Source organism: Pseudomonas sp. PGPPP1 (assembly GCF_002255865.1).
Taxonomy (GTDB): domain Bacteria; phylum Pseudomonadota; class Gammaproteobacteria; order Pseudomonadales; family Pseudomonadaceae; genus Aquipseudomonas; species Aquipseudomonas cremoris.
Genome location: NZ_NKIG01000007.1, coordinates 141659 through 165117 on the forward strand (window position 1 = coordinate 141659; position 23459 = coordinate 165117).

The following is a 23459-nucleotide window of genomic DNA, read 5'->3' on the forward strand; positions in this document are numbered from 1 at the left end:
AGCATGCGATGATCGACTGCCACAGCTTTCCCGGCCACTACGAATAACGGGCGAAACACGCAAAGGGTCAGCGCTCTCGTGCCCTCTGCGTTTACAGCAATGCCTTGCCGAGCGAATCAGATGCCCAGGCAGAGGTATTTGATTTCCAGGTAGTCCTCGATCCCGTACTTGGACCCTTCACGGCCCAGGCCCGAAGCCTTGATACCGCCGAATGGCGCCACTTCGTTGGAGATCAACCCGGTGTTGACGCCAACCATGCCGTATTCCAGGGCTTCAGCCACACGGAACACACGGCCCAGGTCGCGAGCATAGAAGTAGGAGGCCAGGCCGAACTCGGTGTCGTTGGACATCGCGATCACTTCGGCTTCGTCTTTGAAGCGGAACAGCGGTGCCAGTGGGCCGAAGGTTTCTTCCTTGGCCACGGCAGCGTCTTTCGGCACGTCGACCAGGATGGTCGGCTCGAAGAAGTTACCGTCGATGACCTTGCCACCGCTCAGCAGCTTGGCGCCTTTTTTCAGGGCGTCGGCGATGTGTTCCTGCACCTTCGCCACGGCTTTTTCGTCGATCAGCGGGCCAGTGGTGGTGCCTTCTTCCAGACCGTTGCCGATCTTCAATTTGGCCACGGCCACTTTGAGTTTTTCAGCGAAGGCGTCGTACACCGAATCCTGGATGTACAGGCGGTTGGCGCAGACGCAGGTCTGGCCGTTGTTGCGGTACTTGGAGATGATCGCGCCTTCGACGGCCTTATCCAGGTCCGCGTCGTCGAACACGATGAACGGCGCGTTGCCGCCCAGTTCCAGGGAGACTTTCTTGATGTCCTTGGCGCATTCGGCCATCAACTGGCGACCGATTTCGGTGGAACCGGTAAAGGACAATTTACGCACGATCGGGTTGCTGGTCAGCTCGCCACCGATGTCGCCGGCGCTGCCGGTAACAACGCTCAACACGCCTTTTGGGATACCGGCGCGGTGCGCCAGCTCAACCAGGGCCAGGGCCGAGAACGGAGTTTGCGAAGCTGGCTTGATCACCATGGTGCAACCGGCAGCCAGGGCCGGGCCGGCTTTACGGGTGATCATCGCCGCCGGGAAGTTCCACGGGGTGATGGCAGCGGTCACGCCGATAGGCTGCTTGATCACGATCAGGCGCTTGTCCGGCTGGTGCCCAGGAATAACGTCGCCATAGATGCGCTTGGCTTCTTCGGCGAACCACTCGATAAAGGACGCGGCGTAGACGATTTCGCCCTTGGCTTCTGCCAGCGGCTTGCCTTGTTCGAGGGTCATCAGGCGACCGAGGTCTTCCTGGTTTTCGATCAGCAGTTCAAACCAACGGCGCAGCTTGTTGGCCCGCTCCTTGGCGGTCAGCGCACGCCAGGCCGGCAAGGCCTTGTCGGCGGCTTCGATGGCGCGGCGAGTTTCAGCGGCGCCCATCTTCGGCACGGTACCGAGAATTTCGCCCGTGGCAGGGTTGTTGACCTTGATGGTCTGACCGTTGTCCGCATCGACCCAAGCGCCATCGATAAAGGCTTGCTGGCGGAACAACTGGGCATCTTTAAGCTGCATGTCGGCTTTCCTTAACAGCACCGCGCGCACGCGGAGCGAATTAGAGTTGTTGAAAGGCGCCTTGTGGGCTGCCGTCAGGGAAATCAGCCCCAGCACGCGAGGAAGTAAATGGCGCACGGGACACGGAGCGTTTGAAATCTCAAACGAATCCTAGGATCAATGGGGGTACAGGGCAATAGTCTGTTCGAAAAAAAGAACGAAAACGGCGCATTTGCCGAATCTTTCTGATCAGCGTACTCGGGCCAGGTTCCAACACCTTGACCGACGGCGCCCGGCTTAGGGCCGTAGCGTGCCGATTTCCTACCGTTCAACGGCCAAAACCCAGCATGGACGCCCAAGGTCGACATGGGTATGATGTCGCCCGCACAAGCATCCGTAGCTCAGCTGGATAGAGTACTGCCCTCCGAAGGCAGGGGTCGTGGGTTCGAATCCCGCCGGGTGCACCAGATACGATGAAAAAGCCCCAGGTCGAAAGACCTGGGGCTTTTTTGTGGGTGTCCATTTCAATGCTGCACCAACGCCTCCAACCTCGCCGGCAAATCCTCCTCCGGGAAGCGCTCATGCAACGCCAGCAGCTTCTCATCCGCCGCCCTCGCCTGCCCGGCCTCACGCAGCCTCACAATCTCCTGTAACCCTTCCTCCAACGAAGGCAATGCCACAGGCGCACGCTTGCTCAGCTTGGCGCTGGGCTGATCTGCCATCGAGCCCATGGCCTGCGCACTCTCTGCTTGAGGGGCAACGGCAAGACGGGCTACCGGGGCGGGAGCGGACATCATCGGCGGTGCCGGGCGGGTGGCCTCTTCGTGGAGCGCGGAGAAGGTGGCTGTGGATATCTCCGGTTGCGGCACGGGCGAGCGCATGACTACGCCGATCATCAGTGCCAAACCGGCCACGGTGGCGAATGCCATTTGCCAGCGCGGGCGCGGGCAGGCTTGCAGCCAGCGTTGCCACACGCTCGGCTGCGGGGCCGGGGCTTCGCGGTGGGCGGTGGCGAGGATGAAGGCGTCGAGGGACGCAGGCGGTTCGCCGGTGGTGTGTTGACGATAGTGCTGGAGCAGCACGTCATCGGGATCTGGCGTATGTCGAGAGTCAGTCATGCGGGTATCTCCTCGGCCAGCAGACGACGCAGTTTCTGCTGGGCGTAACGCAGGCGGCTTTTTACGGTTTCCAGCGGGGCGCCGATGAGGGCGGCGATTTGCGGCACTTCGAGGTCGCCGTGCAAACGCAGCAGGAAGACTTCGCGCTGGTCTTCGGGCAAGTCTTGCAGCGCGGCGTCGAGCCGCGCCTGGTCGCGGCTCAGGCTCAGTTGCTGCTCGGGGCCGGCGCTGTCATCGGGCTGGGCGTGGAGTTGCTCGTCGTAGCTGTCGTGCAAGGGGTTGTGGATGCCGTGCTTGCGCCAGTAATCGATGAGGCGGTTGCGGGCAATCTGGAACAGCCACGTACGAAAACTCGCGCGGCCCTGTGGCTGGGTGGTGCTGCGGATCAGGCTGAGCCAGGTCTCCTGGTAGATTTCTTCGGCCAGTTCGGCTTTGTTGCTCAGGGACACGAGGAAACGGTACAGGCCTTGGCGGTGCCTTGCGTACAAGGCTTCGAACGCGGCGCTGTCGCCGGTTCGATAGCGGGCCAGCAGCGACTCGTCGCTGGGTAGGTCATCTGGAACGGCCATGTGGGTGGCGGACTCCTTTCGGGGGATCGTTGTTGCGCTCAGCATCAGCGCTTGAGGCTCTCGGCCAGCTCCACCAATTGCACAAACTCATTACGCAGCCCGAACGGGTCATCGCCTCGGGCCGAGCGGGCCAGTGCGGCGGTGTCGCGCAAACTCATGCTGCCAGTGTAGCGGCCATCGCTCTTGAGCTGTTGGGCGAAGGCTGCCACGGCTGCGGCAAAGCGCAGATCGTCGCTAGGTTTGCGCGTTACATCACTGATGGGACGCTCGATCAACTGGCTGTCACCGCCCGTCGCAGGCTTGAAACGCACACGCAGCATCGCCAACTCGCCGGTTTTTTCCTCGGCCGCAGGCGCAGCAGCGTAACGCAAAGGTTCCAACCACCCCTTCTCGCCCTTCGGCACGATTTCGTACAGCGCAGTAACCGTATGCCCTGCACCGATTTCACCCGCGTCGACCTTGTCGTTATTAAAATCCTCACGCTTCAACGCACGGTTTTCATAACCAAGCAGACGATATTCATTGACTCGTGCTGGGTTGAATTCCACCTGTAACTTCACATCCCGCGCCACCACCGCCAGGGTCGAGCTGAGTTGCTCCACCAACACCTTGCGGGCTTCGCGCAGGTTGTCGATATAGGCGTAGTTGCCGTCGCCGGCATCGGCCAGCTGCTCCATCAGGTGTTCGTTGTAGTTATCCACACCGAAGCCCAGGGTGGTCAGCGATACGCCGCTTTTGCGCTGGTCCACGGCCATCTGCTTGAGGCTGTCGAAGTCGCTGACGCCCACGTTGAAGTCACCGTCGGTGGCCAGCAGGATGCGGTTGATACCCTTGTCGATAAAGCCTTCACGGGCCATCTGGTAAGCCAGCTCGATGCCCGATGCACCTGCAGTCGAGCCGACAGCGGTGAGTTGGTCGATGGCGTTGCGGATCTTGGTCTTGTCGCGGCCCGAGGTGGGTGTGAGCACCACTCGCGATTCACCGGCGTACACCACCAGCGAAACACGGTCCTGATCGCGCAACTGATCCACCAGCAATTTCAGCGTACTTTTCACCAGCGGCAAGCCTTCGCGACGGTCCATGGAGCCGGACACATCCACCAGGAATACCAGGTTGGCCGGCGCCAGGTCCGCCACGGCGCGGTCGGACGCCTTGATGCCGATACGCAGCAATTGGGTGTGCGGGTTCCACGGCGTGGCGGCGACTTCGGTGGTCACGCCAAAAGGCGAGCCATCGGTAGGCAACGCGTAGCTGTAGGGAAAGTAGTTGACCATTTCTTCCAGTCGCACAGCGCCCTCGGGCGGCAGGCGGCCTTGGTTGAGGAAGCGTCTTACGTTCGCGTAGCTGCCTGTGTCGACGTCGACGCTGAACGTGGACACTGGCGTTTCGGCCACGCGATGCACTGGGTTGTCGGGCAGGTTTTTGTATTGCTCGCGCGGTTCGCTGCGATACGCCATGGCTGCCGATTCCTGCATCACCAGGCGCGTGGTCATCGGTGCAGGTAACGCCATGCGCTTGCTCAGCGTACCGAGCACCGGTTCGCTTTGCAGCTCGGAAACAGGCGCAGCCTCGGACGGCTTGGCCACATCACGCGAAGAAGACAGCCCACACCCGGCCAGCGCCACCAGCAAGGTAACGGCAAAGCCATGGGCAGCAGGACGCAGGAAGAGCAAAGGACGGGACATGGGCTGAACCTCGTGAATGAATAATCCGTTCACAAGGTCAGACGCAGGATGTGCAAGATTCGGGTTAATTCGAGTTGCTTGCTGACACACTTCAATCAATGCGGGAGCGGACAAGCCCGCTCCCACAGTGAGATCAGTCCGTGCCGTATTTCGGGTTACGCGGACCGTACAGGATCCCGGTGCGTTGCCCTGGCGACAGCAAGCGCGCACTGGTAATGCCAGCAATCGGATGCGCCGCATCGGTGGAGCTGTTGATCACCTGCTTGACCGCCGCAGTGATCAGCATGCCGATCAGGCCGCCGCTGTTGTTGTTGCCTTCCTCGCTGGAGGCGCGCGCCGAACCGGTCCACAGGGTGGTGCCGGTGCGCAGGTCGACCAGTTTGGCCGAGGCCGTCACCGCGGTGTCGCTGGAGATCAGCATGTACTTGGTGCCGTACTCGGTGACGGTGATGTAAAGCGCCGCGTCCGCACCGAAGATGTCATGCAGTTTGGTCGGCGGCACGGCCTGGATGTCGTTGGCGGTGGTCAAGCCGTTCTGGCGGAAGGTTTCGTCCACCAGGGCAATCGGCAGCACGTAGTAGCCGGCTTCTGCCAACGGGTAGGTCACTTGCGACACCAGGCTGTAGGACGCCTGTACTTCCGGCGACTCATTGAGTGGCGGCAATACCAGGATCGACTTTGGCCGCGCCTGTTTGTACGCGGTGTAGTCGATGGTCTTGGGCGCGGCGCAACCGCCGAGCAAGGCCAGGGCCAGCAAGGCGCCGGTGAGTTTCAATAGGCTCATTTAGTGGCGACTCCGGTCTTGGCGTTTTTCAGCAGGAAGTCCATGTAAGAGGCGGACTCGGGGAACAGCGCCTTCTCGGTGCGGAACTCCTGCACCATCTGGTCATCCTTGCCCATGCTCAGGTACAGCATGCCCAGGTGGGCGTGGTAGCCCGGCGGGGCCTTGCGACCACTGGCGTTGATCTTCTGCAGATCGCGCTCCAATGCCTCGACCTGCGCTTCCTTGGGCTCACCCTTGAAGTACTCATACACCTGCGGCTGGTAGCTTTCCCATTGATACAGGGGCTGGGGCGCCGTATGGCACCCGGCGACTACTGCGGTTGCTGTCAGCATCAGCGCCAACTTGACTGCCTTGCTCATCCTTGTACTGCTCCTTTAGAGGCTGCTGATCAGTTGCGCGGGTTCCAGGCGCCGGCATTGATGCCGTCGACAAGGCGGTTGATGGCTTCGCGCATGGCCAGGTCGAGGACCTTGCCATTGAGGGTGGAGTCGTAGCTGGCGGTGCCGCCAAAGCCGACCACTTCACGGTTGGACAGCGCGTACTCACCGGCGCCTTGGGTGGAATACACCACTTCAGAGGTGCTGATGTTGACGATATTCAACGCGACTTTGGCGTAGGCCACTTGGGTCTTGCCACGGCCGAGGATGCCGAACAGCTGGCGGTCACCGGTTTCTTTGCGGCCGAACTCGGTCACGTCGCCGGTCACTACGTAGTCAGCGCCCTTGAGCTTCTGCACGGTGCCTTTGATCGCGGCTTCCTGGGAGATTTCGCCCATGTTGTCGCGGTCCAGCACGCTGAAGCGGTTGGTCTGCTGCAGGTGAGTGATTAGGATCGTCTTGGCCTGGCCACCGAGGCGGTCGACGCCGTCAGAGAAGATGCCGCGCATGTAGCTGGAGCGGTTATCGAACTTGCCCACGGCAATCGGTACGCGTACGCCCGAATAAGCCACGTTGGCGCTGGCAACTTGTTCCACCGGCAACGCGCGGTTGCTCTCCGTGGCGCAACCGGCCACGGTCAACAGCGCTGCGGCGGTGAGGCCCGACAGCAGGATTTTGGACAGTGTTTTCACGCGGTGCTCCTGGGGTGAGAGATCGGATGCAGCAGGTATCGCTAGCGGGAGGGAATATCCCGCAGGTCGTCGATGATGTAGCGGCTAAGCCCGCCAGTGAAATGTCGCTCGACACTGGCGTTGCCGGAGTTGGTGATGATGCCGCCGATGGTCCGCCATTGCTGCGCTTGGCCGGCCCAGTTGTTGGGCACCAGGCCTGAGCGGTCTTGGGCGAAGTGCAGCACTTCGGCCCCAGCTTTCTTGACCTTGACCTTGTAGCCGAAGTCGATGCTTTGCAGGATGGTGCCGTCATCAATCACCAGGGTCGAGAGTCCGCCGTTGGAGTCGATGATATGGCGCACATAGACGATATCTACCTCCAGCAAATAGTCGGCGCTTTCCTTGCTGGTGGCGTAACGCTTGGCCTTGAGCAAACGGTCGACCAGATCGACACCGAGTTCTTTGCGAACCTTGTCGTCGGGCATGAAGTGCTTACTTTTGCCGCCCACCTCCACATTGAACGTGTCGACCCAGTAAGTAGCCGTCTTGGGAATAGTGACCGGTGCCGGTGAGATGTAATACGCCGGCTTGGAGGCGCAGCCCGCCATGAGGCCAGCGATGAGGAATACGGCAAACGCACGCATGTCTGATTTCGTCCCTGAAAAGTATCGTGTTTTAAACAATCGCGGCATTTTACGGAGTTGAGAGGGCTTCTCAAGGGGTTTGAGGGGCCTGCCCGAATGTTTCATCTACGCCTGGCGGCGCCGGCAGCACGATAAGCGCCATCAATCCGCAGCCAACCGCACCAATGAAAAACGCCGATATCAGCGGTAAGGCATTGTCAGCAAACCAAAAACCGTCACTTTTGCGCAGCACCACAGAGGCCAGCCAGGGAGTATTGGCCGCGACTGTACTCCTGTGTTCTGCCGCTCGAAACCCAGCCGAGGGTGCTTTTCAAATATAAAAATGACTCGCTCAAGTTCCGCGCCAGCAGGTCGAAACAGTGACTTGGTTCGTTCACTTATAGGGACATAGCGTGTTGAAAACCCTCTTCCGGGCGACGGCGCTCGTTGCCGCATTATCGATGACTGGCTGTGTGTCCTACACCGTCACCGGTCCCATCGGTGCCCCGCCCCATCAGGCGTCCACCAGCAGCCCGCGCAGCGCGCAAATCGCCGATGTGAGCGTGACGGCCAGCGACGTCAACGACGCCAACAAGACCGCGATCAGCCACTCCCTTACGGTTCAGCTCAACCAGTACGTGCGCAGCGCCGGTTACTTCAAGCAGGTCACCGAATTCCCTACGCGCCTGGGGGAGAACGATGTGTCGCTGAAATTCAACATGACCTCCCTCAAGGGCCACCGTGGTGTGCATCCCGCCTACGTGCCGGGTGCATTGCTGACGCTGACCATCTGGATCTGGGTCAATGGCCCCATCTTCGTCGATACCTTCGACGTAGCAGGCAACCTGGTGATCGTCGATCGTGACGGCAAGGAACTGGCCAGCGCGAAAGAAGAGGTCAAGTTCGAACGCAATGTGGGCTTGTATGGCCGCGAATACTGGGCACCGACCATGGGTGCCAAACAGTTGAATGATCTGGTGTCCCAATTGCTCGATTCCGCTACCGCCAAGCTGCCCAAGGAGTAACACATGAAAGGATTGATCAAGCACAGCCTGGTACTCGCCGCAGTCTTGCTGACCGGCTGCGTGTCCTACTCGCAACACGAATTGCCCGCCGTGCAGACCTGGCCACCGACCGCCAACGCGCCGGCACAAAAGCCGACAGCGTACGTACGCACCACGACCCTGAACCAGGTCAACAGCGGCCCGGGCAATGCGGCTCCCGGCGCACCGGCAGCACTGTGGGAAAAGGCCGTGGCCGACTCGTTTCGCCAGTCCAACCGCTTTGCACGGGTGAGCACTGACAAGGTCGAATCGGACATCTACGCCGACGCCACCCTGTACAACAACGAACAGTTCAGCATGGCCTCGGCGATCATCACCGGCGTGACGTTCTTCATCATCCCGACCACGGCGAAAAACACCTTCACCCTGGAAACCGTGTTCAAGGACAAGGACGGCAAAGAGCTGGGCCGGGTCAAGAAGAGCGAGTCGGTGCGCACCTGGATGCAGCTGGTGCTGATCGTGGGCATCCCGTTCCAGGCTGACGGCCGGGAAGTGGTGGAAGCGCTGACGCGCAGCACACTGGACGAAGCCGTACAACGCAAACTCCTCTGATCAATGTAGTGAGCGGGCTTGCCCCGCGCTGCGGTGTGTCAGAACCTCATGCTTACCTGACACACCGCGGCGCGGGGCAAGCCCGCTCACTACAGGTCAGGGAAACCGGGTGCCGATTCGCGAGCGATCTTCGGAAAACCAGATCCCCGTCACTTTGCCCACCACGTCCTCGACCGCCACTTGCCCCATGAAGCGGCTGTCGTTGCTGTTGTAGCGGTTATCGCCCAGCAGATAGACATGCCCGGGTTCAACCTTGACCGGTGCAAGCGTCATTGACGCCGGGCCTTCCACCCGGTCTGCGGGCGCATGAAACAACCCGAGGTTTTCGCCGTTGCGGATCAGCTCACCGTTGACGATAGCCAAGGTATCGCCGCCAACACCCGCCACACGCTTGATCGCCTCGGTACCGTTCCAGCGGTACACCACGATATCGCCAACCTGGGGCGTACCGGGCTTGAGATCGGTCACGATGTAGTCACCTACCGACACCGTCGGCGACATTGAGCCAGTCGGGATGTAGTAGTTCTTGAACCCCATCAGCGGTACTCGCAACACCTCCATCAAAACGAAGGTGATCACGATCAGCACACCCACGTACAGCGCATGGAAACGTTTACGCGGCACATCCGGCGGGCCGTTGTAGCGACGGGCCAACACTGCCGACACGATCGCCGACGCAAGCTTGACCGTGACAATAAACCCGAAGAGAACGTAGAGCCCGACAGGCGACGCACTCAGGCCAGACACGCCGAGCAACACCACGCCGGTGTACATGAATGCAGCGACCCAAATCGCCCATTTGATGCGGCCCACGTAGACCAGGCCCCAGCCTGCCACCAGGCAGGACATCAGAAAGGCTTGCAGGGAGAGTTTTGCGGGTTTCATTGACCGTCCTTGATAAATTGCTTGAGTGCCTCGGTACATCAAGGCTGTTGTTAACGCAGATCACTGATGACCCGGTTCCTGTAAGGTTTTGTTTTCCCCCATACTTGCCTCATAGGCGAATTGAGTCGTCGCCTTGCCTGTTGGATCGATCGCCAACACGAATTTTGTCCAATCACCGCCGGTGTGCGACGTCATCAACCCATGCAATTTATGGACGAGGCTGGAGGCTTCATCCTCAGGGTCGTCCAGTAGTTCGCTGACAAACAAACCGTCTCGGACAAATGAAAATTTTGAGCCCACAGACCATCCATCGTCGTAGACCTCATAATCAAATTCACAGCGCATCTCGTCGTACTGCCCAGACGCTGAGTCATGCATGATTTGCGTCAGCGCATTCAACACTTCGACTTGTTGCTCAATACTCATGGGCCGACCTCCCTATCACCTACCAAACGCCAGAAAAAAACCCAACAGGTATATAAAAAAAGCGACCGCCGCCAGAGACGCTCGCGCCACAGCAGGGGCATCTTTACCTAAACCGCCCGGGCCGATAGATACCCAGCCGCCCCGAAAATAGGCAAATACCGCTTGTCCAAACCACAACTGGAGCATTAGGGCGCTGATAAAAGGCTTCCCCCCGTCGCCAAATCTCAAAAAGCAATTGAGCAACGTGGCGACCAACAACAGCGCCCCTAGCCAGTACCCGCCCGACTGAATTCACCGGATCAATTGCATCCAGTAATCATATGTTTCTCTAAGTCGACCGGCTGCCTTTGATCCATCTGCAATACCACTCGCAAAGGCATGCGCGACCCGCACGGGGTTGGTGGGAAGCTTGCCCGAGTCAGAAATAACCGGCTGACCGTAATCGGCTTGTTTCTTGTTGCCTTTCAATTGATGCCAACCCAGTTGCGGGTTATTTCTAACGGCCACTTCGCCGTAGTACATGCCAACTGCCACAGCCAGGGCTTTTTCTTCGTCGGACATATCACGCACCGCTGCATCCTTTGCGGTTTGAGCGCTATCGGATATCCGCGCGGCAAACCATTCGCCCAGCACATCCAGCGACTCTGGAGAGAAATCCGCGCTCCACTGCTCGTACCCCGGTGTCTGCCAAACCGCCTGAATCAGATCGTCAAGGCAGTAGGGTTTATTGAGCATAAACCCCTCGTAGAAGCTCTTGAGTTCCTGGGCCCCCATAGATGCAAACGCTGCGCTGACGGGCGTATAGGCCGTGGTAAATGTCATGTTCAATGCACCTTTATCTTAATGCCCGCATCGGACAACGCTTTTTCAAGTGCTGGCGCCGGGCCTACACGTCCGGTAATAGGGCTTCTGAAAAAATTCCATGTTACGTCATTGACCAAACCTCGTTGTATCAACTCCGCATCCTTGGCCACTTGCAGGGCGGTATTGGCATCGAGTGATGTGTAGCCCACCTTGGACTCATGCGCCTTGGCGCCTGGGGCCAACTGGTCGACAAACCGAGGCCCCAGACTCGTATCGAAAAAGGCTTGGGACTGGCCGCCCAACGGCTTGAGTGCATCCTCTCCAACCTTGCCTGTTGAACCAATTTCGGACGGCGGATTAGGTGAAGCAATGCGCGTTGAACGCTCTGCCGTCAGTGTGTAGTAGTTGCCATTGGCGGCCAGGTATATCTGATTGCCAGTGGCATCCTGCGTACCGGTGGCTTTGTAGACCCCGCCACCGGGGCCTGTCACGCTGCCATCATTTGCCTGGGTATAGCCCTTGGGAACATCAAAGCTCGCGTCGTTGGCTGCCGGTTTTGTGCTTCCCACAACCTTGGTTTCCCCGGACACCAAGGCCGTCGTCGGTACTTTTGAACCGGCTCCCAAGCCCTTCAATCCATAGCCCCCGGCAAGCACCCCGACCACGGTTTGTAGTGTCATGGCCAAGTCATAGCGCTGTTCCATCTCTGCGCGCGTCAGACCAGAGCCTTCCGTAAGGTTGTTCAACACGACATCACGCAGAATGTGCTCAGCGCTCAGGCCGCGTAGGGCCGCCTCCGCATTTTTTGCATCTGCCGGGTAAAGCTCTTTGTAGAGCAAGCGCACGGCGACGGACTCGTCGTATTGAGCCAGGGCTTTCTGCGCAGGCCCGATCAAGTTGCTGCAGGCGGTACTGGACAGATTGCCGGGCGTACAGGCTGCCTTGATGGCGCTATCGCGGCTTTTGTCGGTCAGGTCCAGTTGTACGAGTTCTTCTTTTTCTGCGTCGGTGATGGTGCCTTGGGCTTGCTTGTACCGAAGCGAGAACTTGCGCTTGGCCTCCGGAACGCTCAGATAGTTATTTTCAACTGCGTTTTTCCCGGTCTGAGCCGCTGCGACCGCATCCAACGCCCCCTTACCGCTCAACGACCCAGAAAGCCCGGCCGCCAATGTAGAGAGGCTCGAGATGGTTTGTTTTTGCGCTGGCGTCAGGTTATCGCTGCTGACATTCCCATACAGGTTCTCTTTGATCAGCCGTGCGGTTTCCTCTGCTGCCAAAGCCCCCGCCGCCCCCGCCAACGCCGAGTTTCCACCGGCACGTGCCAGCACCGCACCCAACACGGCGTGAGCCATCAGGTTGGCATTTGGATCACCCTCGGTCATCTGCTTGACGGTCTGCGCCAGATACGGCGCCGCAGCGCCCGCCATGGCGCCACCGATGCTGCCGCCCATGGCCGCTTGCACCACGGCGGTCACCGCCTGGCTGGCCTTCTGGAAGCTGCTGCCAACGCCATAATCCTCTTGGGCGCGCTGGCTGATCTGGGCCTGGGTCGGGCTGACGACGCCTTCGTCGATCAGCTTCTGCTTCGTCGCTTTGCTGATGTCGCTGTTTTCGTCGTTGGCTGCCTTGATCCGCGCTGCCGCGATGGCGTCGCCGATGCCTTTGGTCAACTCCATGGAGCTTTTGATCAGGTCCATGCGTTCCTGCATGGCTTTTTGATCGGGCTTGTCGAGATGCTCGTTGGCATTCGCGGTGTCGCGGTTCAGGCCGACCAAGTCACCGGCGCCTTCGGGGTTGCGCACCACGATCGTGCCTTCGCTGACGGCACTTCGGGTGTAGCTGTGGTCCGAGTCGTTGAGTGCCATGCCGTACAGCGCTCCCGGCGACAGGGTGCCTACACCACCGCTGTAAGTACCGGAGACGCTCACGCCCGCCGACTGGCTCTTGATCTCGCTCTTGTTCTTGATGTCGCTGACCAACAGTCGGTCGGTCAACAGCAGGTTCTTGTCGGCCGTGGCCTCACTGGCAATCACCGCCCCTTGCAGGGTGGTGTTCTTGGCCACATCGATGGTGTAGCCGCCGGTACCGGCAAAGAAACCGCTCTGGTCGGTGACAGCCTGGTAATCGCTGTTCATCTTCGACGCCGCAAGGTTTGCAGACGCCGAGACAGTGGAGCCGTAGCAGAACGGCGGTATGCAGATGCTTGCGCCGAAGCCCGCGCTGTCCTGCTTGCTCTTGGACGTGTCGGTGTCCTGGCGGGACAGGACAGTGAGGTTGCCGCCGATATCCGCATCGATGCGGTCAGCCCGCACCTGGGCGCCGGCCAGGGTAGTGTCCTGGCCGCTGCGTAACAGCAGCGAGCGGGCGTCCACGGTGGTGTTCACCTGAGTCACCGAACCGCCCGAGCCCAGGTTCTTGGCCGTTTGCGCACCAAGGTCCAGGGTGAAGCCGTTTTGCTCGCCAATGTTGAAGCTGGCACCGATGGCCGTCCTGTTACGCGAACCATCGTTTTTGCGGTCGGTAGTGTCCTGTGCGCTTTGCATCAAGATGTTGTTTTTCGCGGACAACAGCAGGCTGTCGGCTTTCAACGAACTGCCGGTGATATTCAAGTCACCCAAGGTCCCAGGCGCGTCGCCCGCTGCCACGATCGACAGGTTTTCCCCGGCATTGAGGCTGCTCTGGTGCGCCGTCTGCGCCGTGTATTCGCTGCTGCTTTTGGTACGGGTGTTGGCCAGCTCGGTGCCGATCTTGATCAGTGAGCCGTTACCGGCGGAGCCACCGGTCTTGTCCTTGAAGCCGGTACTCTGCTTGGCGACCTCCCCTGCCTGATTATTGAGGTTGTACAACGACAGCGCCGCCTGGGCGATTTTCACGGCCTTGAGCCGCGGATCATCGGAGCTGCGCGCCGCCTCGGCAGCGTCACGGATGCTGTTGGCGGTATCGACCACGGTGCCGGCGATCACACGGCCAACGGCCAGGCTTTTGGAGCTGTCCTGGCTGGTCTGGCTGGCGGTTTCCATACCGGACGTAATGGTCACGTTGGCACCCGTGAGCGCCATGTTTTTGGTGCTCACCAGATCACTGGCCACCACCGTCAACTCACGCCCCGCCGTTAGCGACACATTGCCCGCGCTGGAGCCAATGGTGCTGCCGGTCAAGGTCATTTCATTGGCCGTGCCGTTGTGTTTCGAGCTGTTGATGTACAGCTTCTGATTGCCGGTGAGGTCATCCAGGCCGAGGCTGTTGCCGGTCAACACGCCAGTGAGGTCGCGGTTCTTTTCCTTGTGCATGTCGGTGCGGGCGAAGGTGTTTTGCGCCGCATCGATGGTCAGGTCGCGGCCTGCTTGCACAGCGAGGTCGCCGGTGCTGACCAGGGCCGAACCGGTCACGGTGGCATCACGCTTGGCGGCCACGGTGACGGTTTCACCAGAGACCATGCTGCCCATCGCGGTGGTGCGCTTTTCGTCGACCTGGTCTTGGACCTTGCTCGACTTGAGCCCGCCCCAGCTGCTTTTGCTTTCCTTGCGCTCGTGGCGCGCGCTGTCGGAATTGCTCACCGCCAGAATGCTCACGTCCTGGCCCGCGACCAACTGGGTCGCGCCCTTGTCGGCGGTGACGGTACTGCCTGCCAGCAGCAAGTTTTCACCGGCCATCAGCGTGCTGTGGGTGCCCGCACTCACCAGGCTGCCAACATGGTTCACTGCGTCGGTTTCATCCAGGCGGAATTTCTTGCCCTGGGAGGTTTTTTTGGTCTTGCTGAAGAAGCTGTAGTCCTGGTCTGCGGCAGTCTCAAGGTTGAGGTTCTTGCCGGCCACCAGGTATGCCTCGTTGCCGGCGTTGACGTGGCTCGCCACCAGTTGCAAGTCCTGCCCGGCGCTCAAGGTGGCGTCGCCACCGGCCTTGATCACGCTGGACACTTGCTGCACGTGGTCCTCGATGATTTTGACTTTCTTCGAGTCGTACGCCGAATGCTGTTCGTTGGCGCCTGCGACAGCGTTGAGATTGCCGGTGGCAACCAACTGGATATCGCGCTTGGCTTCAACCTGGCTGGCAACAACACTGATGTCGCGTCCGGCCACCACATGCAGGTCACGACCCGCATCGATGATTGAGCCCTGCTGAGCGACAGTGGCGTAGCGGATACTTGTGCCGACGTTACCGCTGTCCAGGGTTTTCGAGGCGGTGAGGTTAACGTCACCCGCCGCTTGGACGGTGGTGTCGGCGCCACTCTTAAGCACGCCGCCGACGTTGTTGAGAGTGCCACCGGCTTTCAGGGCCAGCGCGCTGGCTGACTCGATGCGGGCGGCGCTGTCGCCAAAGTCCTTGCGCTCGGTGCGATAGCCACTGGCGCTCTCATGAGTGGTCACCGTGCGCTCGTTGAGCAGGTCGGCACCGGCCGCGAGGTTGACGGCGCCGCCAGCGATTACGCCACCGGCGCGGTTGCTCAGGTTGTTGCCGACCAACAAATCGAGGCGGTTGTCGGCTTGCATCAAGCCGCTGTTGCTCAGGTTCCCGGCGACGTTCGCCAGCAGGCTGCCACTGGCGCGCAATGTGCCGGCGTTGTTGAGGTTGCTGCCGGTGATCAAGTTCACATCGGTGCCGGAAATCAGCGCGCCATTGGGGCCCAGGCGATTGTTGGCCTGGGCCATGTACAGCACCGGCACCAGCACTTGTTGGCCGGCGACGGTGGCGTTTTCCAGCCACACAATGTCGTGGGTCAGGGCCGCGACCTGCTCGGCGGTGAGGCTGACGCCTACCGACAGGTTGAGGGCATCCTTGCTGCCGATGGCGTTGTCCATCAGGTGCTTGAACAGCTCGGCGTCGCTGGTCTGGCCGTCGATGAAGCGTTGGCCCGTGCGGGCGAGCACGGCCTGCTGGATCAGGCGTTGTTCGTAGAAGCCATCGCCCAAGCGACGCTGGGCGGTCTCAGGGTCGTAGCCGAGCTTGGTCAGCATGTAATCCGAACTCAGGAACTGACGCATGTCGGTGAGCAGCGGGTTGGTCTCGATCAGGTATTTGTGTGGGTTGGCCGCAAACTGGCTGGTGGGCACACCGTTCACACCCTTGCCGTCATTGAGGTGGAACAACCCGTTCTCCCCCGTTGGCAGGTCGAAGCCGGGCAGGCTCAGTGGGTTGACCTGTTGCTGGGCCACGTCTGGCGGCAGTTGCGGGTTGAGCGCGACCTGAGTCGAATAACCCGGCGCGTTGGTGTTGGCGCCGCTGCCGACATAGGTGTAGCCCGGGCGTACGACGCTGTTATCGATCCCGGCCTGGGCCTTGACGTCCACCGCGCCGCCCGCCTGGATAACGGCGGCGTAACGTTGGTCGGAGGGGGCCAGTTCGGTGATTTTTCGCGAACCCCACTCACGCTGGGTAGTGCCGATGAAGGCCGCGAGTGCGCCTTCAAGACCGCTGAGATTATTGGCGTCATAACCCGCGGCGCCCATCGTATAGCGTTGGTTGAAGGCCGCTGCCAGTTGGTACCAGGCCTCCGGATGACGGTCACGCTTGGTGGCGAAAATACGCTCGCTGAGGATGTCGTGAGTGACGATGCCGATGTTGCTCAGCTGGTTGACCGCCACCGTCAGGTTGCCGCCCGCAGCGATGCTACTGCTGCTGTTGAGCAACGTGTCACCGGTCAGCGCCATATGGCTGGCGGAGGTGATGCTCGACGCCGCCGAGGCGTCGGTGACCACAAAGCGGTCGCGCTCGCTGATAAGAAACGGCCAGGTTTCCTTGCCGCCGTCGCAGTCGCTGCCCGTCACACCGAAGATGCACGCGGTGGGGGTGATCGACGCGCTGTAGATGCCGGACTCGGTGGTGAGTACCGTGCGGATGTTTTCGATACGCCCGGCAGCCATCACCAGGCTGCCTTCGGTCTCGATGCTTGATGAGCTGTTGATGATGCTCTCGGCGCGCCCGCCCTGGCCATCGCGGTCGATACGCAGGTTGCCCATGGCATAGATCGCGGCGCCGAGGTTTTTCAGGCGTTCCACGCGCAGGCCCATGTCGCCGCCACTGAAGATCAGGCCATGGTCATTGAGCAGGCTGGTCACCGACAGGTCGAGCGTGCCTTGGCTGGCGACGCTACCGCCAATGGTCCAGTCCTCGCCTTTGCCCACCAGGCTGCGGGTGCCGAGCAGCTTGCCGGTGGCAGTCTGCTGCAGGTGGGTGACGTTGACGGTCAGGTGTCCGGCCTGGATCGCGGTGCTGTTGGTCCAGCTGGTTTTATCGAGAGTCAGGTCACCTTGGGTCACCAGGCTGCCGCCCACGTCGTCAAGGCTGATGCCGCTGAGGTCGAGCACGCCGGTACCCACATGCAGCACCTTGCCGCCGGTGTTCTGGAAGCTGCCGGCCGCCAGGCTCAATTGGGTGTTGGCGGTCTCGAGGCTGCCGCTGTTGTTGAGCAGCCCGCCGATGGCGTAGCGGGTTTTGCCTGTGGCGCCCAAGGCACGCATCTGCCCGCTGTTGGTCAGGCTTGCGGTATCGACATCCAGGGTGGTGGCGCTTTCGATCAGGCCACGGTTGACGAGGGCGCCGTGCAAGAGCACGTCAATCTGGTTAGCGGCGATCTCACCGCCGTTATCCACATTCATGCCGCGCAACAGGATGCGATCGCGGGCAAACAGGTTGCCGCTGCCGTTGTTGAAGTCGGTAGCGTCGACGCTCGCATCACCGGCTTTGGCAGCGATGCGCCCGCCGTCGTTGTCGAGCGTGCCGGCGATGAGCGTGATGCCAGCCTTTTCACTGTGGATCAGGCCGTTGGCGCCGTTCTGCAACAGGCCGGTTGTGGTGAGGGCCAGGCCATCGTTGGCGGCCAAGGTGCCGCTGTTCCGGTTATCGACACTGTTGGCGAACAGCGTCAGCAAACCTTGGCTGGCAATCTTGCCACCCCGGTTATCCACATGGGCCGCGCGCTGGACCAGCAGGGGGCCAACACTGGCCAATTTGCCGTTGCGGTTGATCAGGTCACCGAGCAAATCCAGGGTGATGGAACTGGCGCCAGTGAGGTTGCCGGTGCTGTTGTCCAGGGTATTGCCGTGCAGGGTGAATGCGCCGGTGCTGTCGATGATGCCGCCCTGGCTGTTGTCCAGCAGGTCGCTGACATTCAGGGTTTGGGTGCCGTCGCTGAGCAATTGGCCTTTGTTTCGGTTATCGACGCTACCAGCGGTGATGTTCAGCGCCTGCCTGGCGCTCACGGTGCCGCCTTTGTTATCCACGCTTTGCGCGACGGTCGCCGTGAGGGTGCGGTTGGCGATCACAGAACCGGTGTTGTTGAGATGCTGGCTGTCGAGCTTGACGTCCCCCCCCGCATTGCGGGTGGTATCGGCGTTGACCCCGGCTTCGATGATGCCGTTGTTGGTCAATCGACCGTTGCTGGCCAAGGTAATGCTGTCGCGGGCCGCGAGGGTCTTGTGGTTTTTCAGCTCGCCCTTGGTCTGCGCCTTGAGGGTGGTGCCCGCGTAGACCGGGCCATGGGCGTCAAGGCTCGCCGCCTTGATCTCCACCGCACCGTCGGCCGAGGCCTGGGCCATGCTCAAGTGGCCGTTGGCGTCGAGTTGGATATCGCCGCCACTGGCTGCCAGCGTACCGTCGAGTTTCACGCCCACGCCGGCTTCGGTGCCCACCAGTTTGATCGCGCCGGCGTACATGCCACCGAGGGCCGACGAGTCGATGGCCAACTCGGGCTTTTCGCTGCCGTCATCGGCACGCACCGTGGTTTTCAGGCTTTGGGCATCGACGTCATTGCGCCCGGCAATCACGGTCAATTGGCGTGCGTTGATCTTGGCGTTGATCTTGGCCGAGCGGGTGATGATCTCGAAACGGTCGACGTTGCTGGCGTTCAAGCCCTGGCCGTCGATGGTGACCGCCCCGCCGTCCACCTGGTAATGGTCCAGCCGCCCGACCTTGTCGATCACCGGCTTGCCGGTGGTCAGTGTCACGTTGGGGGTGTTGATAAAACCGCAGCCGTTACAGCTGATGCCGTAAGGGTTGGCCACGATCACCTTGGCCGATTGCCCCGCCACTTCGGTGTAGCCGCGCAACTGGCTGGGGCTGCCGCCTTTGACCTCGTTGAGGATCACACTGGCAGCGCCGTTCTTGAGGTTCGAGTTGCCGACGATGATGCCGCCCAACTGGGTGTTTTGCAGCGCACCTGTGGCGTTGTTGAGGATCACGCCGTTGGGGCCGACGTTGTAGTCCTTGAACTGGTTGTGCGACAGACCGCTGCCATTGGGCGTGGCGATATTCACCACCGGCACGCCGTTGCCCGCCTGGCCCACTGTAGTGCCTGGGCCGCTGACCACAATGCCGTCGGCGTTTGCCAGCAACGGTTGCCAGAACAACGCATTGGCCAGGATCAACGCCATGCCACGTTGGGCAAGGCTTTTCAGGGCAGAAACAGGGCGAACATCCATATTCAGAATCTCAAGGCAGCGGGCGTCTAATTACAGGTAGAAATCCAGGTGGAAATAGATCGGCGCTTCGCGCTCGGTCACCACACCCGGTCGCTCCAGGGAATGGGCAAAGGTCACGCTGGTGCTCACGTGTTTGCCCCGCGCGAACAGCTCCACGGAATTGCTCGACACGCGACCGTGCTGGTCGTCGTTGTAGCGGTCGTTGCGAATCACGCCCTGGTCGTAGCCGACACTGGCGCCGTATTCGGCGAACGCCGGGTGTAGCCAATCAACGGTCACCGGGCGCGCCCAGCGCACTTCGTTGCGCCAGTAGCCACCACTGTCACCGGACAATTGCTGGTCCTTGAAACCACGCACCGAGTACGAACCACCCAAACTCATGCGTTGCGCCGGGTACAACACGTCTTCGCTGCGCTGCCCGGTCGCCAGGCTGGAAAAGCTCAGCGACTCACCCCACAGTGTGAAAGGCTGCAGGTAGCTCATCGTGGCGGTGTATTTGCGATAGCGCGGGGTGGGCGTGAGAATGCCGCGAATGCGCTCTTGCTCGTCTTTTTGCGCGTCGAAGGCACCGGTGCCGTTCTGCATGCCCACGTCCAGGTTGACGAAGGCACTCCCGATGCGTCGCCCGTGGTTGATGCCGACTTGGAATTCGCTGAGACGGTTGCTGCTGACGTCCAGGCGCTCATCGTTGAAGTAGTTGTTGGTGCGCAAATGCGTCAGCCCGACGTTGACCGAGGTCTTGCTCAGGTCGTCGCGATGAATCACCCGTTCGGCGCGCAATTGGTGGTTCTGGCTGTCGCCGGTCTGCTTGTACTTGAAGCCTTGGAGGTCGCCTGGCGTGCGGTAGTCGCTCTCGCTGTAGGTGTAACTGAAGTTCCACCAGCCCCACGGCACGTTGTAGTAGAGCATGCTGTTTTTCGAGGTTTTCTGGTGGTCGCTGATGGCGTCGTGGCCGCCGCGCAGGATCAGTTGATCGGCAAGGCCCAGCGGACTGTCCCACTCCAGGCCGGCGCCCCATTGCTGTTCGCCGGTACTTTTCTGGCCATCGTTATTGCGTGACAAGCTCGCACGCCAAGGCTTTTGCGCAACGTTCTTGACCACCACTTCACTGCCGCCGATCTGGCTGCCGGGGGTCAGTTCCATCTGTGCCTGCTTGGAAGGCAAGCGGCTCAGTTGATCCACCAGTTGCTCGACTTCCCGCAGGTTCAGCGCCTCGCCCACCTTGCCGGGAAACGCCATGGCCAGCTCGCGATCTGTGACAGTGCTGCCTTCGGCGCCCTTCAAGGCTTCGAGCTTGCCCTCCACCACCAGCACCTGCAGGTGGCCGCTGGACAGGTCCTGCTGCGGTAAGTACGCACGGCTGGTCACACGGCCGTTGTCGATGTAGTGATCGGTGATGGCCTTGAGCAGTTGATTGAGTTGCGCAACGCCCAGGCATTGGCCGATGTAAGGTTTGAGCAGACGCGCGCGCTCGGCGGCAGAGAGGCTGTCGGCGCCCTTGAGTTCGATGTCCTGGATGGGAAAGCAGCGTGTGTCCGCAGGCAATGCCGGGGCCTGGGGCTTGGTGTCTTTACCGGGCAGATCCTGAAGCTCTTCGAGACGCCGACGCTGCTCTTCAAGAAGTCGGTTCTGACGGTCACGAATCAGGTCTTGATCCCCTGGCGTGGGGGCCGCAGCGGCGCTGTTCAGGCTCAAGTAAGCGAGCAGGAAAGTGCACAGAAAATACCGAGTCCGTGGTAATAACAAAGACATGTTCGATCCATCGAAAATCAAGGGGCGGCAAACTAACATCGAACTTGGACCAATCCAAGAAACTGGATTAGTTGGACATTCGTACTAATTAACCGACTAACACATTGATTAGTAACAACAAAAAATTATCAAAAAGATAAGCCATCCACTTCGAACACTATTATTCCGACAAGTGGTAACCCTTTTGATAGCGATTCGTCGGACAACTTGAAACTTGCCATTATTTGGCCGTCAAGTTAGTGCCGAGATAAGTTAGTACCGAAAAAAGCAGAAAAGTTCGCGCACGTTTTGTGAATTGGATCCCACTTATCGGTATTCAACAAGATCGCTCCCACATTGCATGGGAACGATCATCCGCAGGCCAACTTAACTGGCGTCTTTGTTTTGATCTTTGCCAGGCACCAATGTCAGGCCCGGTTTTTCCACATCACGGGAAACATGGGATTTGACCTGCGCCACGCCACCTTCCTCGTCGTTATGGATCACCAGCACCCCAGGCCGACGCAACTGCTCAAGGTCGCCCTCGCCCAAGCTGAAACTCTCGCTCAGGTTCTTGTCACTCAAGGCGTTGGCTTGCGCGCGACGCTGGGCAAACTTGCGCCCCTTGCGTTGCTGGTAACGCGCCCAGCTCACGAGAATCACCGCGTTGAACAATGCAATCCACAGGTAAACCTGCAGCGTATTGAGCGCCGCGAAAATCGGTGCCTCCAGGCGCGGGCCGCCATGGGTCTCCAACATCGAGTTGATCCCCCGGGCCAACAGCCAGATCAACCCGGCCCAGGCCATCAGGGTCAACAGCACGTCGATAAGCCACATCACCTTACGTTGGCGAGTTCTGACCAGTTTCATGATCACGCCTCCTCTTCAGCAGGGCTGATACCGCGATCCGGGCTGACCCAGCGCGCGCGTTTCTGATGCTGGTTGAACAGCACCTTGGGAAAACTGACCAGGGTGGTAAACAAGCTGACCAGCCAGAACACCATCGGGTACCACACGGTCCAGAACAGGGTTTTCCACAGGTCTTTTTCGTAGCGCCGGTCGATCAGGATGCTCACCGCAAACTGCACCAGGCAGACCATCGCCAGCACCAGGCCGGTAAAGGCCGGCGGCACCAGGGAGTCCACGGTAATGGCCGGTGGCAGCACCATGAATTTACCCAGCACGTAGAAGAACACCGACAACATGAAGGTGAACGCCCACCCGGTGGACAGGCAGTATTCGAACAGCAGCGGCCACAGGTAACGATGACGCCATTGCCAGATGCCACGGATATTCTTGAACAACACCTCGGCACCGCCCTGGGCCCAGCGCAGACGCTGCTTCCACAGGCCGCCGACGGTTTCGGGCATCAGGATCCAGCACAGGGCGCGGGGTTCATAGAAGATGGCCCAGTGATCGAGTTGCAGCTTCCAACTGACATCGATGTCCTCGGTGATCATGTCGGTGCTCCAGTAGTCGATGCGGTCCAGCGCCTTTTTACGGAACGCTACCACCACACCCGACACCGTGAAGATCCGGCCAAACACTCGCTGCGTGCGCTTGATCAAACCGATGATCGAGGAGAACTCGCCTACCTGCACCCGACCGATCAAGGTCGAGCGCGTGCGGATCCGTGGGTTGCCGGTGACCGCCCCCAGGCGCGGGTTGTCGAGCATCGGTGCAACCATGTAGGCCGCCGCGTTTTTATCCAGCAACGCGTCGCCATCGATGCACACCAGGTATTCACTGCGCGCCGCCACCGCGCCCATGCGCAGGGCCACCGCCTTGCCTTGGTTCTGCGCCAAGTGCAGTACCCGCAGGCGTGGGTTTTCCAGCGCCAGCGCGTCGAGTACCGCGGCGGTGTTGTCCTTGGAGCCGTCGTTGACCGCGATGACTTCGATATTCGAATACACCTGGGCCAACGCGGCATGGATGGTATCGGCGGCGTTATCGCCCTCGTTGTAGCAAGGGATGATGATCGAGATCAGCGGGTTGCCAGCCAGGACCGGCGCCGGGGTGTCTTCCTTCCACGGCCAGTGCCGCTCCCAGTGCAGCCAGAAGTACAAGCCACCGGCGATCCACAGCGCCGACATGAACAGCGGGTAGAAGAACACGAAGTCCATCAGGAACTGCCCGGTGACCAGGAAGATCAAGCCCAACGGCACGCCCAATACCAGCGCCAACACGAATAAAGCCAGGATTCTGTCGAACATGG

Annotated in this window: 17 protein-coding genes and 1 tRNA gene; 3 read left to right on the forward strand and 15 right to left on the reverse strand. The window is 60.4% G+C overall.

Features of this window, described 5'->3' with window-relative positions:
- Positions 1 to 116: 116 nt before the first annotated feature.
- Positions 117 to 1559, reverse strand: a complete 1443-nt coding sequence (gene gabD / locus CFE47_RS11185) for an NADP-dependent succinate-semialdehyde dehydrogenase (RefSeq protein WP_185704486.1) — start codon at positions 1557 to 1559, stop codon at positions 117 to 119.
- Positions 1560 to 1928: 369 nt separating this feature from the next.
- On the opposite strand from gabD, the gene CFE47_RS11190 reads away from it, so the two are divergent.
- Positions 1929 to 2005, forward strand: a tRNA-Arg gene (locus CFE47_RS11190).
- Between the two features lie 57 nt (positions 2006 to 2062).
- Here the strand turns inward: CFE47_RS11190 and CFE47_RS11195 are convergent.
- From CFE47_RS11195 to CFE47_RS11225, 7 genes are all read right to left on the reverse strand, one after another.
- A complete protein-coding gene (locus CFE47_RS11195) occupies positions 2063 to 2656 on the reverse strand; it encodes a hypothetical protein (protein WP_286837019.1) in 594 nt (197 codons plus the stop codon).
- Positions 2653 to 3225, reverse strand: coding sequence for an RNA polymerase sigma factor (locus CFE47_RS11200; RefSeq protein ID WP_185704482.1), 573 nt, complete (start codon positions 3223 to 3225; stop codon positions 2653 to 2655). Before CFE47_RS11200 ends, CFE47_RS11195 begins: the two co-directional genes overlap by 4 nt.
- A gap of 44 nt (positions 3226 to 3269) precedes the next feature.
- Positions 3270 to 4910, reverse strand: coding sequence for a vWA domain-containing protein (locus tag CFE47_RS11205; RefSeq protein ID WP_286837020.1), 1641 nt, complete (start codon positions 4908 to 4910; stop codon positions 3270 to 3272).
- 133 nt (positions 4911 to 5043) lie between these two features.
- The gene (locus CFE47_RS11210) at positions 5044 to 5694 is read right to left on the reverse strand and encodes a DUF799 domain-containing protein (RefSeq protein WP_185704476.1); all 651 of its coding nucleotides are present in this window, start codon (positions 5692 to 5694) and stop codon (positions 5044 to 5046) included.
- Positions 5691 to 6053 carry a DUF4810 domain-containing protein gene (locus CFE47_RS11215; protein WP_192298535.1) on the reverse strand — a complete coding sequence of 121 codons (363 nt, stop codon included), beginning with the start codon at positions 6051 to 6053 and terminating at the stop codon, positions 5691 to 5693. The genes CFE47_RS11210 and CFE47_RS11215 overlap by 4 nt, the downstream gene beginning before the upstream one ends.
- A 29-nt stretch (positions 6054 to 6082) precedes the next feature.
- On the reverse strand, positions 6083 to 6763 hold the full coding sequence (locus tag CFE47_RS11220; protein ID WP_185704472.1) for a CsgG/HfaB family protein: 681 nt from the start codon (positions 6761 to 6763) through the stop codon (positions 6083 to 6085).
- A 41-nt stretch (positions 6764 to 6804) separates the two neighbouring features.
- Positions 6805 to 7386 (reverse strand): hypothetical protein, encoded by a 582-nt coding sequence (locus CFE47_RS11225; protein WP_286837021.1) that lies wholly within the window; start codon positions 7384 to 7386, stop codon positions 6805 to 6807.
- A gap of 392 nt (positions 7387 to 7778) precedes the next feature.
- On the opposite strand from CFE47_RS11225, the gene CFE47_RS11230 reads away from it, so the two are divergent.
- A complete protein-coding gene (locus tag CFE47_RS11230; protein WP_286837022.1) occupies positions 7779 to 8390 on the forward strand; it encodes a hypothetical protein in 612 nt (203 codons plus the stop codon).
- A gap of 3 nt (positions 8391 to 8393) precedes the next feature.
- Positions 8394 to 8981, forward strand: coding sequence for a hypothetical protein (locus tag CFE47_RS11235; protein ID WP_286837023.1), 588 nt, complete (start codon positions 8394 to 8396; stop codon positions 8979 to 8981).
- A 96-nt stretch (positions 8982 to 9077) separates the two neighbouring features.
- On the opposite strand, the gene lepB is transcribed toward CFE47_RS11235, so the two are convergent.
- From lepB to pgaC, 7 genes are all read right to left on the reverse strand, one after another.
- Positions 9078 to 9866, reverse strand: coding sequence for a signal peptidase I (gene lepB / locus CFE47_RS11240; protein ID WP_286837024.1), 789 nt, complete (start codon positions 9864 to 9866; stop codon positions 9078 to 9080).
- Positions 9867 to 9926: 60 nt separating this feature from the next.
- Positions 9927 to 10292 carry a hypothetical protein gene (locus tag CFE47_RS11245; protein WP_286837025.1) on the reverse strand — a complete coding sequence of 122 codons (366 nt, stop codon included), beginning with the start codon at positions 10290 to 10292 and terminating at the stop codon, positions 9927 to 9929.
- 291 nt (positions 10293 to 10583) lie between these two features.
- On the reverse strand, positions 10584 to 11114 hold the full coding sequence (locus CFE47_RS11250) for a hypothetical protein (RefSeq protein ID WP_286837026.1): 531 nt from the start codon (positions 11112 to 11114) through the stop codon (positions 10584 to 10586).
- 2 nt (positions 11115 to 11116) lie between these two features.
- Complete coding sequence (locus tag CFE47_RS11255) at positions 11117 to 19513, reverse strand: two-partner secretion domain-containing protein (protein ID WP_286837027.1); 8397 nt, start codon at positions 19511 to 19513, stop codon at positions 11117 to 11119.
- A gap of 30 nt (positions 19514 to 19543) precedes the next feature.
- Positions 19544 to 21265, reverse strand: a complete 1722-nt coding sequence (locus CFE47_RS11260) for a ShlB/FhaC/HecB family hemolysin secretion/activation protein (RefSeq protein WP_286837028.1) — start codon at positions 21263 to 21265, stop codon at positions 19544 to 19546.
- A gap of 366 nt (positions 21266 to 21631) precedes the next feature.
- Positions 21632 to 22114 carry a poly-beta-1,6-N-acetyl-D-glucosamine biosynthesis protein PgaD gene (pgaD, locus tag CFE47_RS11265; protein ID WP_185704458.1) on the reverse strand — a complete coding sequence of 161 codons (483 nt, stop codon included), beginning with the start codon at positions 22112 to 22114 and terminating at the stop codon, positions 21632 to 21634.
- A gap of 2 nt (positions 22115 to 22116) precedes the next feature.
- Positions 22117 to 23457 (reverse strand): poly-beta-1,6-N-acetyl-D-glucosamine synthase, encoded by a 1341-nt coding sequence (gene pgaC, locus CFE47_RS11270; protein ID WP_185704456.1) that lies wholly within the window; start codon positions 23455 to 23457, stop codon positions 22117 to 22119.
- Between the last annotated feature and the right edge of the window lie 2 nt (positions 23458 to 23459).